13 protein-coding genes are annotated in these 14527 nt (G+C 68.6%); 5 read left to right on the top strand and 8 right to left on the bottom strand.

Going from position 1 to position 14527, the window contains the following annotated elements; genetic code table 11:
- Positions 1-573: 573 nt before the first annotated feature.
- The 3 genes from ACWCPQ_RS11920 to ACWCPQ_RS11910 form a co-directional block, all read right to left on the bottom strand.
- Positions 574-1944, bottom strand: coding sequence for an LCP family glycopolymer transferase (locus ACWCPQ_RS11920; protein WP_449897867.1), 1371 nt, complete (start codon positions 1942-1944; stop codon positions 574-576).
- A gap of 106 nt (positions 1945-2050) precedes the next feature.
- Positions 2051-2827 carry a CPBP family intramembrane glutamic endopeptidase gene (locus ACWCPQ_RS11915; RefSeq protein ID WP_449897466.1) on the bottom strand — a complete coding sequence of 259 codons (777 nt, stop codon included), beginning with the start codon at positions 2825-2827 and terminating at the stop codon, positions 2051-2053.
- A gap of 776 nt (positions 2828-3603) precedes the next feature.
- Positions 3604-4374, bottom strand: coding sequence for a DUF2470 domain-containing protein (locus tag ACWCPQ_RS11910; RefSeq protein ID WP_449897463.1), 771 nt, complete (start codon positions 4372-4374; stop codon positions 3604-3606).
- 173 nt (positions 4375-4547) lie between these two features.
- Between ACWCPQ_RS11910 and ACWCPQ_RS11905 the strand changes: the two genes are divergently transcribed.
- The 3 genes from ACWCPQ_RS11905 to ACWCPQ_RS11895 all read left to right on the top strand — a co-directional run bounded on the left by ACWCPQ_RS11905 (position 4548) and on the right by ACWCPQ_RS11895 (position 6824).
- A complete protein-coding gene (locus ACWCPQ_RS11905; protein WP_449897460.1) occupies positions 4548-4961 on the top strand; it encodes a hypothetical protein in 414 nt (137 codons plus the stop codon).
- 143 nt (positions 4962-5104) lie between these two features.
- Entirely contained in the window at positions 5105-6022 is a 918-nt protein-coding gene (gene pheA / locus ACWCPQ_RS11900; protein WP_449897459.1) for a prephenate dehydratase, read from the top strand.
- Positions 6023-6161: 139 nt separating this feature from the next.
- Entirely contained in the window at positions 6162-6824 is a 663-nt protein-coding gene (locus ACWCPQ_RS11895) for a histidine phosphatase family protein (RefSeq protein ID WP_449897457.1), read from the top strand.
- A gap of 6 nt (positions 6825-6830) precedes the next feature.
- Here ACWCPQ_RS11895 and ACWCPQ_RS11890 read toward each other — a convergent pair whose 3' ends face one another.
- The 5 genes from ACWCPQ_RS11890 to ACWCPQ_RS11870 all read right to left on the bottom strand — a co-directional run bounded on the left by ACWCPQ_RS11890 (position 6831) and on the right by ACWCPQ_RS11870 (position 11056).
- Entirely contained in the window at positions 6831-7661 is an 831-nt protein-coding gene (locus ACWCPQ_RS11890; protein ID WP_449897454.1) for an ESX secretion-associated protein EspG, read from the bottom strand.
- Complete coding sequence (locus ACWCPQ_RS11885; protein WP_449897451.1) at positions 7658-8824, bottom strand: PPE domain-containing protein; 1167 nt, start codon at positions 8822-8824, stop codon at positions 7658-7660. Before ACWCPQ_RS11885 ends, ACWCPQ_RS11890 begins: the two co-directional genes overlap by 4 nt.
- A 108-nt stretch (positions 8825-8932) precedes the next feature.
- Positions 8933-9265, bottom strand: a complete 333-nt coding sequence (locus ACWCPQ_RS11880; RefSeq protein WP_449897449.1) for a PE family protein — start codon at positions 9263-9265, stop codon at positions 8933-8935.
- 169 nt (positions 9266-9434) lie between these two features.
- A complete protein-coding gene (locus tag ACWCPQ_RS11875; RefSeq protein ID WP_449897447.1) occupies positions 9435-9785 on the bottom strand; it encodes a metallopeptidase family protein in 351 nt (116 codons plus the stop codon).
- 14 nt (positions 9786-9799) lie between these two features.
- The gene (locus tag ACWCPQ_RS11870) at positions 9800-11056 is read right to left on the bottom strand and encodes a septum formation family protein (protein ID WP_449897445.1); all 1257 of its coding nucleotides are present in this window, start codon (positions 11054-11056) and stop codon (positions 9800-9802) included.
- Positions 11057-11203: 147 nt separating this feature from the next.
- Here ACWCPQ_RS11870 and serS point away from each other — a divergent pair, with 147 nt between their 5' ends.
- Positions 11204-12466, top strand: a complete 1263-nt coding sequence (serS, locus tag ACWCPQ_RS11865; RefSeq protein WP_449897443.1) for a serine--tRNA ligase — start codon at positions 11204-11206, stop codon at positions 12464-12466.
- Positions 12467-12625: 159 nt separating this feature from the next.
- Positions 12626-14401 carry a putative bifunctional diguanylate cyclase/phosphodiesterase gene (locus ACWCPQ_RS11860; RefSeq protein ID WP_449897440.1) on the top strand — a complete coding sequence of 592 codons (1776 nt, stop codon included), beginning with the start codon at positions 12626-12628 and terminating at the stop codon, positions 14399-14401.
- Positions 14402-14527 lie beyond the last annotated feature (126 nt).

The raw sequence follows: 14527 nt of genomic DNA, 5'->3' as shown, positions 1-14527 counted from the left end.
GGCGCCGCGGGGTCGGGGCCCTCGTGACCCCGGTTCTTCACTCCTACGCTCAGTCGCATCGCTCCTTCGCTTCGTCGCTCCAGAACCGGGGCGGGCCCCGACGGCGGTGTGGACCATCAGTAGGAGTCGGGAGTCGGGAGTCGGGAGACGTGGACAAGGGTGACTCGTCGAGCCGACGCGGATCGAGCGACCTCGCTGGCTCGTGTGTTGCCCACCTGTGGAATAAATCCGCTCGTGCCCGGCCGCAGGGTTCCCTCGCCATATCGCTCCGGAGGCCAAAGGTGGGGCGCATCCATGGGGCAGGCCCTTAGATTCGTACTCCGGCCCCTCGGAATCAGCACGATTGCGATGTAGCCCGTACGCCGGCGCACTGTCTTACGACGGGTCAGGACACCAGCGCTGCGGGGCCACACCCATCCTCACTGTCTTACGAGACACCTCGAAGGGTTGAGGCCCGTCTCGCCGTTCAGCCCTCGAAAGCGCATGAGCCGAAGGCTCGAGTCTCGAGGGCTGAACGACGGGACCGAGGGGGCCTCGACCCGCGCCGCCGCAGGCGGCGCCAAAAGACACAGCTCATTCCCCGGTGAGGTCTGCCGGGATCGGATCACCGTTGGCCAGGGCCTCGAAGAAACGGTCGGCATCGGGGTCGGCCCACAGCAGGACGTTTCCGCTGTCGGTATCGGTGAAACCACCCACCGGAACCGTGGTGGCGAGGGTGTCGCCGCGTAGCGCCCAGGCCAGGCGGGCCAGATCCCAGATATGGTCGCCCTTGTCGACGGTCAGCGAACCAGCGGTATCGCTGAGCATCGGCCACAGGGCGAACGGGTTGGCGAGCGTGCCGGCACTGGTCGCTTTTTCGAGCAGGGCCGAGAGGAACAGGCGCTGGTTGTTCATCCGGTCGATATCGGCCAGGGCGGTGGCGCGGCTTCGTACGAAACCGAGGGCCTGCGGGCCGTTCAGCTCCTGACAGCCGGCCGGGAGGTTGATACCGGCCAGGGGGTCGTCGATGGCCTGCGGTACGCATACATCGATTCCGCCCAGCGCGTCGACGACGCCGGCGAAACCGGCGAAACCGATCTCGCCGTAATGGTCGATGCGCAGGCCGGTCGCGGTCTCCACCGTCTGGATGAGCAGTGGGGCGCCGCCGAACGCGAAGGCGGCGTTCAATTTGTCCTGGCCGTAGCCCGGGATATCGACATAGGAATCCCGCGGCAGACTCACCAGGGTGGTACGCCCCGACGGTGGGATGTGCACCAGGATGATCGTGTCGGTCCGCGGGTCACCCACTTCACCGCCGGTGGCCAGACCGCTTGTCTGCTCGTCGGAGAGCCCGGCCCGGCTGTCCGATCCGACCAGCAGCCAGTTTGTGCCGGCGGTATTACCGACCCTGTCCTCGTAGTCGGCGAGCGCATCGATCCGGGTGAGTGAGCCGTCGAGCTTCACGACCGCATACACCAGCAGGATCACCAAGGCCAGCAGGATCACGAGAAGCCATCGGCCGATATGACGTTTGCGGCGGGGGCGCCGGGGCGGGGGAGCCGCGGGACGGCGCCCCGGCGGGTTCCCCGTGGGCGGCGGTCGGCGGCGGCCGCCACCGTCGAACGGGACAGGACGCTGGGTGGGGGCGTACTCGCCTTCGCGTAGCGGCGCCGGACGCCGGGTCGGGGCCTGGGTGGGCGGAAGCGGTTTCCCGCCGCGACCGGGCGGGCGGACGGGCGGAGCGTTCCGGCCCTGCGGCGGCTGCGACCAGGCGCGCGGCGGTTCGTACCGCTCGGTGGGCCGCCCGGGCTGCCCCGGGCCGGGGTTACGGCGCATGACCTGCGGAGGTTCGACCGGTGGACGGCCGCCCTGCTGCGGCGGAGGTGGGGGACGGCGTGCGCCGGATCGTCCGGGCCCCCCGCTGTGCGGCGGCACCCGGCGCATACGTGGGTCGTCGCCGTTCATCATCATCAGACTCTACTTATCGATCGGGGCCTGCTCTGTTATCACCGAGTTGCGGCCGCTCGACCGCAGGTGAGCAGGCTCGCACCGGTATAGGGTGCTTACCCCGCTAGGGCAGCCAGGACACCCGGCCGTGTAGTAGCCCATATCCGAGATAGGCCACGATATCGATCACAGCGTGCGCGACGATCAGCGGCCACAGCCGCCCGGTGCGCTGCCAATACCGGCCGAACACCAACCCCATCACCACATTGCCGAGCCCGCCGCCCAAGCCCTGATACAGGTGATAGCTTCCCCGCAACAGAGCCGACGCGGCCAGCGCGGAATTGTCCGACCAACCCAGTGCGCGCAACCGTGTCAGCAGAAATGCCACCACCACGATCTCCTCGGCCGCCGAATTCGCACAGGCCGACAGCACGAGGGCGGGAATGCGCCACCAGTGGTCACTGAGTGCATCGGGCACGATTGTCACATTCACGCCGAGTGCCTGGGCGATGAGATACAACCCGAGCCCCGGCAACCCGATCACCGCGGCCAGCGCCAGACCGTGCAGCCCGTCGGGTCGGAACCGGGCCCGGGCCAGGCCGATCGCGCGCGGACCGATACCGCTGCGCCACAGCAGATAGAGCGCCAGCCCCGCCCACGCGGCGAGCCGCAGCACACCGAGCAGCTGGAACAGTAGATCGATGAGGGACTGGGCGGCACGCGAAGAGTTGAGCGCGACTGTCTGCTCGCCGACCCCGCCGGGCGCCAGCGCACTCTCCAATAGCGACAGGGCCGCATTCATACCGCTCAGACCGAAGGTCACACCGAGGACGACCAGGATTTCCAACCGGATCCACCGCTGCTCCCGGGTCCGATCGTCGACCGAGCTGCTCTCACGCATGCTGTGTATATTGCCCCGCCTTCGGCGGCCCCTCGTGACCCCGGCTGTGTTTATCTGCCCCGCCTGCGGCGGGGCTGGCGGGGCCCTCGTGACCCCGGTTCTTCACTCCTGCGCTCCTCCGCTTCGCTCCCCCGCTCCGTCGCTCCAGAACCGGGGCGGGCCCCGCCTTTGTGGTGGGCCTCGCGTTCGGCGTCGTGGCGGGTCCGGCTCGGGTGGCTCGGGTGCTCGATTCCGGTTGCTGTGTTCCTTCGTTCTGTTGCTCCAGGACTGGGGTAGGCGCTGCCTTTGTGGTTGGCTCAGCCTCGGTGAGGCGGTCGGGGTCTTCATGGCCTCGGGTCACCGCTTCGTTGTTCCGGCTCCGGGCGGGCCCGACGATGGATGTGGACCATCGGAGTGGAGGACCGAAGGCGATCGTGTGCAGGCCGAGGAGGTGGTCCCGGGTGTGCTGTGGCCGGTCCGGTGGGTTTCCGACATCGCTTCTGCTCGCTGGTCGCTGAGTACGAGCGGGTACTGCGCGAGGTCGGTCGGTGTGCTCCTTCGCTCTGTTGCCCGGAATCGGAGCGGATATCGATTTCCGGGTTCGACTGTCGGAGCGCGTAGCGGACGGGTCGGGCGAACGTGCCCGGGTCGATCGGCAGGTTCACGGCCCGCCGCCGGTCGCCGACATTCGGGCGATGGTCGCGTGCGCTCGCCGGCGTGCATCGATGTTCCGGAACCGGGTGCATCTGCCGCGGTGTGGACCTGCCCGCCGGGACGGAGCGATCCCGGGTAGCTCGCTATCCGCGACGCAGGCCGTTGAGGAACGGGCAGCCGGCCAGGGTGCGGACCGCGCGTCCCAGAGCTTCGACGTTTTCTGCGGGGGTCGCGAACGGGAGCCGGAAGTCGTGGTCGCCGTCGATGCCCTCGATCCGCAGGGTCAGTCCGTAGCGGTCGATGGCGAGGGGGTGGATGCGGCCGTGGCGCAGTTTCGCCGGCAGATGCCGGGCGAGTTGGGCCACCACATCGGCGTGATCGGCGTCGAGGTGTTGCAGCCACGCCGACTCCATATCGCAGAACGGGTCGGGCGCGGCCGAGCGCAACTCGTCCACGCAGACCGATTCGGCGCCGGCGGAGTCGGCCACCACGGCCGAGTTCAGGACCAGGCGCAGCAGGGTGGTGGTGTGGCCGATATCGAGGAGGCCGGGGTGCGGATGTTCCTCGGCGACCGCGGTGACCAGGGTGCGCTGGGCGCGTGCGGGGACGCCGCGGATCCAGCCACGTAACCAGACCAGTGAACGGACTGGTTCGCGTAGGGGCAGCGGCGCGTGATCGGTGAGTTCGAGGACGGCAGGTGCGCCCGCGATGGCGGTGCCGGCGGCGTACACGGCCGCGCTGTCGTTGGGTACCGCTAGCACCACGTCCCCGCACTGGCGCAGGAAGTGCACCGACACCGGGGTGGGATCCGCGCCGGGTAGGGCGAGCACGGCCTGCTCGGCGTGTGCGCAGGCGCTGCGGACTCGTTCGGCGGTGGACGGGGCGGTGGACGGGGCGGGGGCGGTCGGCGCCATCGGTACCTCCATTGCGGGCGAGCCCGACTTCACAAGCGATAATTAGGTTAACCTAAGCTAAGTTATAGTCGGTGGCGGCGCAAGAGCATCGACGCCACCGGCTGCCGTACTCGTCCCGGCGCGAGGTCGTGGGTGGGCGTCGGCCGGAACGGACCTGCGCTTACGATCGAGAAGTGGTAGCTGGTGAAACTCGGCCGGTGCTCGTCGAACTGACCGTCCCGAAGCGGGTGACCGAACGCGGACTGGTCGACGGGCTGGTGGTGCAGACCGGGACGTTCAACGGCAAGCGCATGGTCGCGCCGACCCTGCCCGACGAGCAGGTCGCCGATCTGCTGGCAGAGGTCGCACACAGTCCGGACGGTTTCGCCGCATGCAGCGACAGCGGCGCCCACGCGCTCGCGATCCTCGCGGGTACCGCCGCGGCGCTCTGCGGCGAGGATATTCGCAGTGCCCTGAGCAGCCCCGATACCGCTTTTCTGAACGGTCTCTCCAGTGGCGCGATCGAGGCGGTCCGCGAGATGCTGCTCGGTATCGAAAGCGATGAGCCCGCCGAGCTGGAGCGGGACCTGCGCGCGGCGTTGGGCTGATCCGGGCGGCGGGCCGCCCGGCCCGTCCGCAACGGCCGGAAATCCGCACGGCGGCACGGTCCCGGGCTGCCCGGGTACTTGCTCCGGATCGCCGGGATCCGGTGATCGGCGGGACCGGCCTGCGCACCAGTAGTCTCGTAGACGTGCCGCGTATCGCCTATTTCGGTCCGTCCGGAACTTTCACCGAGATGGCCCTCGCCGAATTCGAGAACTCGGGGTCCTTCGACGCACCGGTCGAGCGGATCGCCGCGCCCAGCCAATCCGCCGCCCTGGACCTGGTCCGGTCCGGCGAGGTGGTAGCGGCAGTGGTGCCGATCGAGAGTTCGGTGGAGGGCTCGATCTCGGCGACCCTGGATTCGCTGGCGATCGGCCCGCGGTTGCAGATCATCGCGGAGGTCGAACTGGAGGTGAGTTTCACCATCGTCGCGCGGCCGGGTACCGCGATCGACGCGGTGCGAACCCTCGCGGCCTACCCGGTAGCGCTCGCGCAGGTCCGGCAGTGGGTGCGGGGCACCTGGGGGGAGGTGGCCCTGCACACCTCGAATTCCAATGCCGCCGCCGCCGAGGACGTAGCGGCCGGGCTGGCCGACGCCGGCGTCTCCACCACGCTCGCCGGGGAGCGGCTCGGACTGATCTCGCTCGCCACCGGCGTCGCCGACCACGATCAGGCGGTCACCCGGTTCGTGCTGGTCACCAACCCCCGGGTGGCACCGGCCCCCACCGGCACCGACCGCACCTCGATAGTGCTCGAGGAACTGCCGAACCTGCCCGGTTCGCTGATGCGCGCCTTCGCCGAATTCGCTACTCGCGGTATCGATCTGACCCGGATCGAATCCCGGCCGACCCGGACGGGCATGGGCACCTACCGCTTCTACCTGGACTGTGTCGGCCATATCGAGGACGCCGCGGTGGCGGAGGCGCTGAAGGCACTGCATCGCACCGCCCGGATCCGGTTCCTCGGATCCTGGCCGGCCACCTCGGCGACCGGCACCCCGCCGCCGTCGGACGAAGATGCCGCCCTCTGGTTGACGCAGCTACGCAAAGGGGTGGCCGACCTGTGATGCGATACAGCGACACCGCACTACCTCCGCCGTCGCCGCGGGCCGCGGGCAACAGCTGTGCAGTAGGCGTCGCGAAGGGATACCCGCGCCCTCGTCGCGGTCTCCGCGGGGCGCATGAACCAGCTCTGAAGGAGGCGCCGTGAGTGCGAGACTGATCCTGGTGCGACACGGGGAGACCGAAGGCAACGTCGCCAAGATCCTGGATACGAAGCTCCCCGGGCTTCCCCTGACCGAACGCGGTGCGGCCCAGGCGAAGGCATTCGGTTCGGCCCTGCTCGCTCCGCCGCGTGCGCTGTTCCATTCGCAGGCACTGCGTGCCCGGCAGACAGCCGGTTATATCGAGGCCGCCACCGGCGTGCCCGCCTCGGCACGCGACGGCGTGCACGAGGTGCAACTCGGTGATCTGGACGGGCGCAGTAGCCAAGAGGCCCATGACCGGTTCCAGGCGGTCTATCGGTCATGGCACGAGGGCAGGCTCGACGAGCGTGTCGACGGCGGGGAATCGGCACGTGAGGTGCTGGACCGTTTCGTTCCGGTCGTCACCGATCTACGGACCGAGTTCCTCGACGGTGGCGGCAGCGGAGATGTTCTGGTCGTCACCCACGGTGCCGCCATGCGGTTGATCGGTAGGTTCCTGGCCGGGGTGGCGCCACCGTTCAGCACCAACAACCATCTGGACAACACCGAGACGATCGAGCTCGTCCCACTGCCCGGCGGCGGCTGGGAATGTGCCCGCTGGGGCCGCTTCGTCCCGCCGTTCGGCGTGCAGGCCGAGCCCGGTGCCGACGATCCGATGGGCTGACTGCGGTCAGGCGAGTTTCGGGTTCCGGGGGAATGCGGCGCGTTCGGGCAGCGATCGGATCAGGTCCTGCAGTGCGAGCCGGAGTCGGGCCTCGGTCCCGCTGCTGAACGAAGTCCATTTGGTGCCGTCGTCGGCCCGGCTGGCCGTCGCGATGAAACGGCCCGCACGGGTATCGAATACGGCGATATGGTTTTCCGCGATATCGCGGCTGGCATCGCCGTAGACGACTCCCGCGATTTCCGCGTGTGAATCGCAGTGTGCCATGGCCGTAGCGATCGCCTGCGCGTCCCGTGGCGGGTTGCCGACTTCGCCGAGCCGGGCCGCGGTGGCCGCCGGGTCGCCGGCATCGTCGAAGATCGGGACCAGTTGTTCGGTGGGCGCGTTCATTCCGGTGAGTTCCAGGGCCTCGGCCCGGCCGAGTGCCATGATGACCGGACCCGGCAGATCATCGCCTGCTTCGTCGATCACATAGGACTCCGGCCCCCGGAGGGCGACGGTGACGAGATCGTCGCCCTTCGCCAGACACATGCGGCTCACCTGCCCCGCGACGATCAGCCGCAGCGCGACCACCCAGTGCGGCCGGTACAGGCCGCGCAGGCGATCCTCGAGTTCGGGATGAATTCGCTCGCCCTCCAGCAGATCCCGGTCGGTGAGCGACCGGGCCGCAGCCTCCATCGCGGCGTCGTGGTCGACCTGATTGTCGTAGCGACCCCGCGCGTCGAGCACCACGGGCACCTCATCGATTTCCAGCGCCTCCAAGAGGTACTGCATTTCGTCGAGGGACAGCGTGACCGCCGCGAGTGTCGACGGTCCGCGCCCTGCACCGAGCACCGTCACTTGTCCGCTCGTGGCGGTTCGCCACCGATCACGCCGTCGGCGATGAAGCGACCGTCGGCGAAATGGTCACCGCGCAGGTATTCGGCACCGTCGTGGTCCTGGTCGTCTTCGCCGGCCGCGCGTGAGTTACCCAGCAGCGGACTGGAGGACGAGCCGGTACCGGCCGGGCGAACCGGGGCGGTCTCGCCGCGGGTGACCGCGACGCTCTCGGTGGCCGGGGCTGCGGCGTTCGCGGCCGGGGCACCCCAGCCCTCGGGCACCTTCAGGCCGCCGTTGTTCAGGCCGAGTGCCGAACCGCTGGGCATTCCGCCCGCGCGGGTCGCCGCCGCAGTGGTGGCAGCTACGGCTCCGGTCACCATCGAAGGGGCCAAGGGTGCTACGGCTCCGGTCACCGGCGCGGCGGGACCGGTGGCCGCGACGAGGGCGTTGGCGCCCAGGTTGCCGACGGTGGTGACACCGGTACCCGCCACCGACCCGGCCACATTCGCCGCCTGCGTCGCGGCGCTGGCCAATCCCGGATTCTGGGCCAGCGCGGTACCGGCCGCGGCCAGCATCTTCACCGGATCGCCGTTGGCTTCCTTCATGGCATCCTCCGCGGAGGACGAATCCACCCGGCCGGCGCCGTTGGCTATCGGTGGCGGCGTGAAGAATTCACCGGGGGTGAGCACCGTGGCGGTGACGGCAGCCTCGTAGGTCTCCATGGTGAGCGCGGCCCGCAGATCCAGTGCGGCCTTGGCGGCCTCGGCCACCTCGGAGGTGCCGTTCAGCACACCGCCGGTGGAATGTGCCGCCGCCCGAGCGGCATTCACCGCCACGATCTCCGGAATACTCGGCATGGCGATCGAGGCGACGGTATACGCGGTGGCCTGCGAGGCGGCCTTGGTGCCGAGGGCGGCGGCCATGGTGCTCTGCTGCTCGGCCCACCCGGTGAACCCGACCAGCCGGGCCAGGGCACCGATACCGTTGATGCTCTGCATACCCACGCCGAGCTCCGCCATCACCCGGACCACGGTCGCGGTGGCGTCCACCCACGCGCCGGTGAGCCCACCCCACGCGCCGGCGGCCGCGCTCATCGGAATGGCGTGCGAGCCCGCGTTCAGTGCGATCGAATTCCCCTCGGCGAGTCTGGGCAGCCAGAACACCCCGGTGATACCTGCGGTCATGCTTGTTTCTCCCCTTGTGAACTATCGATGGTGAATCGGCGGTATCGCCGCAGCTGCGTGGTCACCGTGTTCTGCTCCTCGGCGCCGGTATGCGTCGCGACCGGATGGCTAGGCGGCGATCGACCCGAACGCCGCGCCGGTGAGCGTGAGAACACCCGCCGAGGCCGCATCCTGGACCAGGTACTGGGCCAGCTGGGTGCGCAGGATGGCGGCGGTGTGGTGCAGCTCGAGGACGGCCTGGCCGAGCGAGGTCTGATGGGTGGCGGCGGCCTTGTTCATATGCATCGCGCCGTGGATCGAGGCCTCGTCGGCGCCGGACGGCGCGACATAGGTGGCCGGTACCGTGGCCGCGGCCACTCCCGAAAGCCTGTCGGCGAGCAGATCCAGCTCGACCGCGGCGGCGAGGATGAGCTCCGGTGTGACGTCTACGTTGCCGATCATGTCCTCGACTCCTTCTTGTGGCGGCTCTTGGGCGGAACCACGAGAATTCCCCCTACGAGTTAGGACGCGATACCCCCGCTGACGGTTCCATCGAATCCAGAACTTCTTCCGGTCGGCCCAGCCCCCGCCCTTGCATCCCCTGCCGGCTTGTTGCTGGACAGGTCTGAGCTTAACCCCATCCCAGCTGATGGAGACGCTCTTCGTCAATCCCGAAATAGTGTGCGATTTCGTGGATCACGGTGATCCGCACTTCGTCGACCACCTCGGCCTCGTCGGCGCACACTTCGAGCAGGGCGTCCCGGTACACGGTGATGGTGTCGGGCAGCGACCCGCCGTAGTGGCTGTCGCGTTCGGTCAGCGCGATCCCGTGATAGAGCCCCAGCAGGTGGGGTTCGTCGGGATTACGCGGTTCGATCAGGATCACCACATTGTCGATGGCGCGGGTCAATTCGGCCGGGATCTGGTCCAGCGCATCACCGACCAGCTCCTCGAATCGGGTCTCGGACATGTGGACCGGCATCGACGGGCTCCGGCCTAACGGGGCGCGGGCCGCGGTTCCGGCTGCGGGGGCAGCGGGGCGGCACCGGGCAGCGGTTTGGGGGTCGACCGCCCGGAATTGGGCGGCGGCACCGGCTCCTGGCCGTTGATGAGCAATTTGCCCCGGGCCGGACCCACGATCGGTGCGAAACCCTCCTGGTCGGCACCTTTTCCGACCATGCAATCGAGTTTGCGGCTTCCGGCCAGCCAACTGCGTACATCGATGAAATCGAAGAACACCGTGAGTGTCTTGTCCCGCAGGACATGCGGGCCGCCGAGATAGTCGTTGGTGAGTCGGCCGCACTCCTCCTCCAGGAACCGGTCCTGGTCCTCCTTGGCGGGCGGACCACCGGGGAAGCGCTGCGACAGATCCACGGTGGCCGCGATCTCGACCGCGTGCTCCTGGCCGCAGTCGATCGGGTCGGTCGGCAGGTTCTGGCTGATACCGAGGCAGACTCCCGGTTCGTAGACCTTGGACTGGTCGCCGTCGGTGACCCGGCCCGTGGTGGCGACCGGATTACCGCTGAGCCCGGGAACCTGCAGTCCGCAGCGCAGCATCCGGTCACCGGAATTGAGCCAGCCGTCGTTGCTCGGGTACATGAGCCCCACCGCGTAGCGGCCGCGTGGGTCGAGCCTGCCGTTCAGATACCGCTGGGCGGCGGGTTCGCAGTGCTCCTCGCGGAGTTCGGTGAGCCGCAGCGAATCGGGCCACGGCGCGTCGGGGCCGAATTCGGAACCGGGGTACTGGCTCAGATCGATGGTGTCGGTGACCTCGAAGAGATGTTCACTACCGCAATCGAGTTCGACCAGATCGGAATGATCGGGCCTGGTCCAGGTGAGACAGTCGCCGGTGCCCACCGAGGCGAAGACCTTGTCGGCCTTGGCCACCGCGCCGCCCGGGCTGCGGGCCTGCAGATTCGAATCGTTGTCGAAGCCGCTCACCAGCATGGTGCCCAGGGCCGCGACCACCGCGCCCACGGCCACCGCGAGCAGCCCCCAGCGCAACCTGGGCGCCGGGATCCGTCGCGGTTGGCCACCGGGGCGACGGGAGCTGCCCGGGGTTCGGGAACGGGTTCGGTTGCGGCGCTGCTCGGCCGCCGAACCCCGGCCCGGGGTATCGGGCGATGCCGGACCGTCGGACCGCGGGCGCGCGGAATCGGTCCTGCGACCGCGACCCGGCCGGCCGGTACGCGAGCGCAACGATTGGGCGCCGCGAGGGACGCGCCGGTTGGTGGGCTCAGTTTCGGAGGACATCGCGGTCCATCATGGCAGCGCAGTACCCGAACGTGCCACGAACCCGGCCGATCGGTATGGCGGGTGTGTTGCGGAAGTCGGGTCCGTGGGCCCCGGGGGCGATACTCGGTTGAGGCGGGAATTCCGGGACCATTACGCTGGTCAGCCATGATCGACCTCCGCCTCCTGCGCGATGATCCCGAGCTGGTCCGCGCCTCGCAGCGAGCCCGGGGCGAGAACCCGGCCCTCGTCGACGCGCTGCTCACAGCCGACAGCGCGCGCCGATCCGCGATCGCGACCGCCGACAAATTGCGCGCCGAGCACAAGGCCATGGGTAAGCAGGTCGGTAAGGCGAGCAAAGAGGAACGCCCCGCGCTGCTGGCGCAGGCGCAGGAGATGTCGGTCCGGGTCAAGGAGGCCGAGACCGCGCAGAACACCGCCGAGGCCGAGATGCAGGACGCCCATCGGGCGATCTCGAACGTCGTCCAGGAGGGTGCCCCCGCGGGCGGGGAGGACGATTTCGTCCTGCTGGAGACCGTCGGCGAGATTCCCCAGTTCGATTTCACCCCCCGCGATCACCTGGAGCTGGGTGAGGCGCTCGGGTTGATGGATATGGAGCGCGGCGCGAAGGTCTCCGGTTCACGGTTCTATTTCCTCACCGGTTACGGCGCGCTGTTGCAGCTCGGACTGCTGCAGCTGGCGGCGCAGCGGGCGGTGGCCAACGGATTCACGATGATGATCCCGCCGGTACTGGTCCGGCCCGAGATCATGGCGGGTACCGGTTTCCTGGGCCGGCATTCGGCCGAGGTGTACCACCTGGAGGAGGACGACCTGTATCTGGTCGGCACCTCGGAGGTGCCGCTGGCCGGTTACCACGCCGACGAGATCCTCGACCTCGGTGCGGGTGCGAAGCGCTACGCGGGCTGGTCGTCGTGTTTCCGGCGCGAGGCCGGCAGCTACGGCAAGGACACCCGCGGGATCATCCGCGTGCACCAGTTCGACAAGGTCGAAATGTTCGTTTACACCCGTCCCGAGGATGCCGACGCCGAGCACCGGCGGTTGCTGGCGTGGGAGCGGGAGATGCTCGCCGCCCTGGATGTGCCCTATCGGGTGATCGATGTGGCGGCCGGGGATCTGGGCAGTTCGGCGGCCCGGAAATTCGACTGCGAGGCGTGGGTCCCCAGCCAGGGCACCTACCGCGAGCTCAGCTCGACCTCGAACTGCACGACCTTCCAGGCGCGCCGGCTGTCGGTCCGCTATCGCGACGAGAACGGCAAACCACAGATCGCCGCCACGCTCAACGGCACGCTCGCCACCACTCGATGGCTGGTCGCGCTGTTGGAGAACCATCAGCAGGCCGACGGTTCGGTTCGGGTTCCCGCAGCTCTGGTGCCGTTTGTCGGCACCGAGCTACTGACTCCGCCCAGCTGATGGGGTTCATCGGCGAGAAATCGGGGTACTCGATATCCCCGGTTGGGTCGCCGGTGAGCTGATCAGTTGTTTAGGCTGTTCATCGTGCGAGCAAGCGGGTCTCGCGGCGATACCCGAACGCGGGTACGGGCCGCGTCTGGTGTGGCGACTGCCATGGTCATGTCCCGGACCACCGGGGCCTTCTACGTCATGGGCGGTGTGCTCGGTCTGCTGGTGACCGCGGTCGCGCCCACCCAGGTGCTGCATCCGGGTGACGAGGGCAATCGGACGCTGGTCGGTTCGGCCGCGGCGGTCGCCCTGTTGCTGGGGATAAGCCTGCTCGGGTGGGGTCCGCGGATGCCGCACTGGCTGCACCACGTCTATGTGGTGCTGGCGACGGTTCTGGTGACCATCGCCGTGCATTCCTTCCCGAATACCGTCGCGGCGATAACTCTCGCCTCGTTCTATGTCTTCGTGGCCTGCGACGCGGCGTTGTTCTTCGCCTGGACACAGGCGGTGGCCCATATCGCGCTGTGTATGGCGCTGTGCCTGTGGGTGCTGCCGACCCGTGCCGGGTTGCCGTGGTGGGCCGGCATCATTCCGGCCGGTATCACCTTCGGTGTGGGGGTGGTGGTGGGCATCCTGACCCGAATGGCGTCGGAGGCCGATATCGACACCCTCACCGGATTGCTGAACCGCCGTGGTTTCGATCGCGCGCTCAACAACGCGCTCGAACAGGCCGACCGATCCGGACAGGCACTGGCACTGGTACTGGTCGACCTGGACCGCTTCCAGAAGGTCAACGATCATCTCGGCCATCGGGCGGGCGACGCGGTACTGCAGAAGGTCGCCGATACCTGGGCCGCCCTGCTGGGGCCCGACCAGCGCCTGGCCCGCTACGGCGGCGATGTGTTCGCGGCGCTGTTGCCCAACACCACCGAGCAGGCCGCGATCCTGCTCACCGAGGAACTGCGCGCCGCGGTCAGCACCGGGTGTTCGGCGGGTGTCACCTCCTGGCAGCCGGGCGAATCGGCGTCGCTGCTGGTCAGCCGGGCCGATGTGGGTCTGTACCGGGCCAAGCAGGCAGGGCGTAACCGGACGGTGCTGGAGTCGGGACACCGTACGCCGCTGGCCGAGGAACTGCGTGAAGCCATCGACACCGGCAGCCTGGATGTGCACTACCAGCCGATCGTCAGCCTCGGTGACGGTGGCGAGAAGGCTGTCGGCGTGGAGGCGCTACTGCGCTGGTCGTCGAGTGCACAGCCCGATGTCACCACCGAAGGCCTGATCCGGGTCGCCGAGGAGTACGACCTCATCGCCGACCTCGACGAGCTCGTATTGCGCCGGGCCTGTGCGGACGCCGCGCAGTTGCAGGACACCTTCGCCGCACTCGAACTGACCCTGAACGTGAACGTCAGTGGTCTGGAGCTGGCGGAATCCGGTTACGCGGACAAGGTGGCCGGGATCCTGGAGAGCACCGGCTGGCCCGCGGACCAGCTGGTGCTGGAGGTGACCGAGACCGAACTGGCCGCGGAATCCGATACGGCCATCGCGAACCTGCACACGCTGCGCGACCGCGGTGTCCGGATCGCCATCGACGATTTCGGTACCGGATACTCCTCGCTCAGCCGGTTGGCCACCCTGCCCAGCGATATCATCAAGGTCGACCAGTCGTTCGTGGCCGCCATCCGTTCCGATTCGCCCGCACCGCCGCTGCTCGGCGTGATCGCCGCGCTCAGTAAGTCGCTGGACCTGCAGGTGATCGCCGAAGGTGTGGAAACCGAACACCAGGCCGCGGTGCTCACCGAACTGGGGTTCGCGCTGGCCCAGGGTTATCACTACAGCGATTCGCATCCGGTGGCCGATCTGATCGGCGATATGAACAGCCTCGGTTCGCTGCAGTCGCGGGCGCTGGGCGCCGCCCCGGCCGAAGAGAACGGCTGGGTACCGTTGTGAGCCCGCGAACCGGCGGCCGGCGCCGCCTGCGGTCCGCACGGAAATTCGCTTGACCTGTCGTCGCGGCGCGCGGATGCTGATCGCTATGCGATTGGTCTTCTACCACCGTTGAGCCGGGTCCACGGA

Source organism: Nocardia sp. NPDC001965, from assembly GCF_053594175.1.
The sequence above is the reverse complement of the archived record's forward strand: the minus strand, read 5'-3'. Positions and strand labels throughout refer to the sequence as shown.

Bases quoted from the DNA above. Each gene is read 5' to 3' on its own strand.
- ACWCPQ_RS11920 (WP_449897867.1), bottom strand. From the start codon at position 1,944: ATGAACGGCGACGACCCACGTATGCGCCGGGTGCCGCCGCACAGCGGG.
- ACWCPQ_RS11915 (WP_449897466.1), bottom strand. From the start codon at position 2,827: ATGCGTGAGAGCAGCTCGGTCGACGATCGGACCCGGGAGCAGCGGTGG.
- ACWCPQ_RS11910 (WP_449897463.1), bottom strand. From the start codon at position 4,374: ATGGCGCCGACCGCCCCCGCCCCGTCCACCGCCCCGTCCACCGCCGAA.
- ACWCPQ_RS11885 (WP_449897451.1), bottom strand. From the start codon at position 8,824: ATGACCGCAGGTATCACCGGGGTGTTCTGGCTGCCCAGACTCGCCGAG.
- ACWCPQ_RS11880 (WP_449897449.1), bottom strand. From the start codon at position 9,265: ATGATCGGCAACGTAGACGTCACACCGGAGCTCATCCTCGCCGCCGCG.
- ACWCPQ_RS11875 (WP_449897447.1), bottom strand. From the start codon at position 9,785: ATGCCGGTCCACATGTCCGAGACCCGATTCGAGGAGCTGGTCGGTGAT.
- ACWCPQ_RS11870 (WP_449897445.1), bottom strand. From the start codon at position 11,056: ATGTCCTCCGAAACTGAGCCCACCAACCGGCGCGTCCCTCGCGGCGCC.
- serS (WP_449897443.1), top strand. From the start codon at position 11,204: ATGATCGACCTCCGCCTCCTGCGCGATGATCCCGAGCTGGTCCGCGCC.
- ACWCPQ_RS11860 (WP_449897440.1), top strand. From the start codon at position 12,626: ATGTCCCGGACCACCGGGGCCTTCTACGTCATGGGCGGTGTGCTCGGT.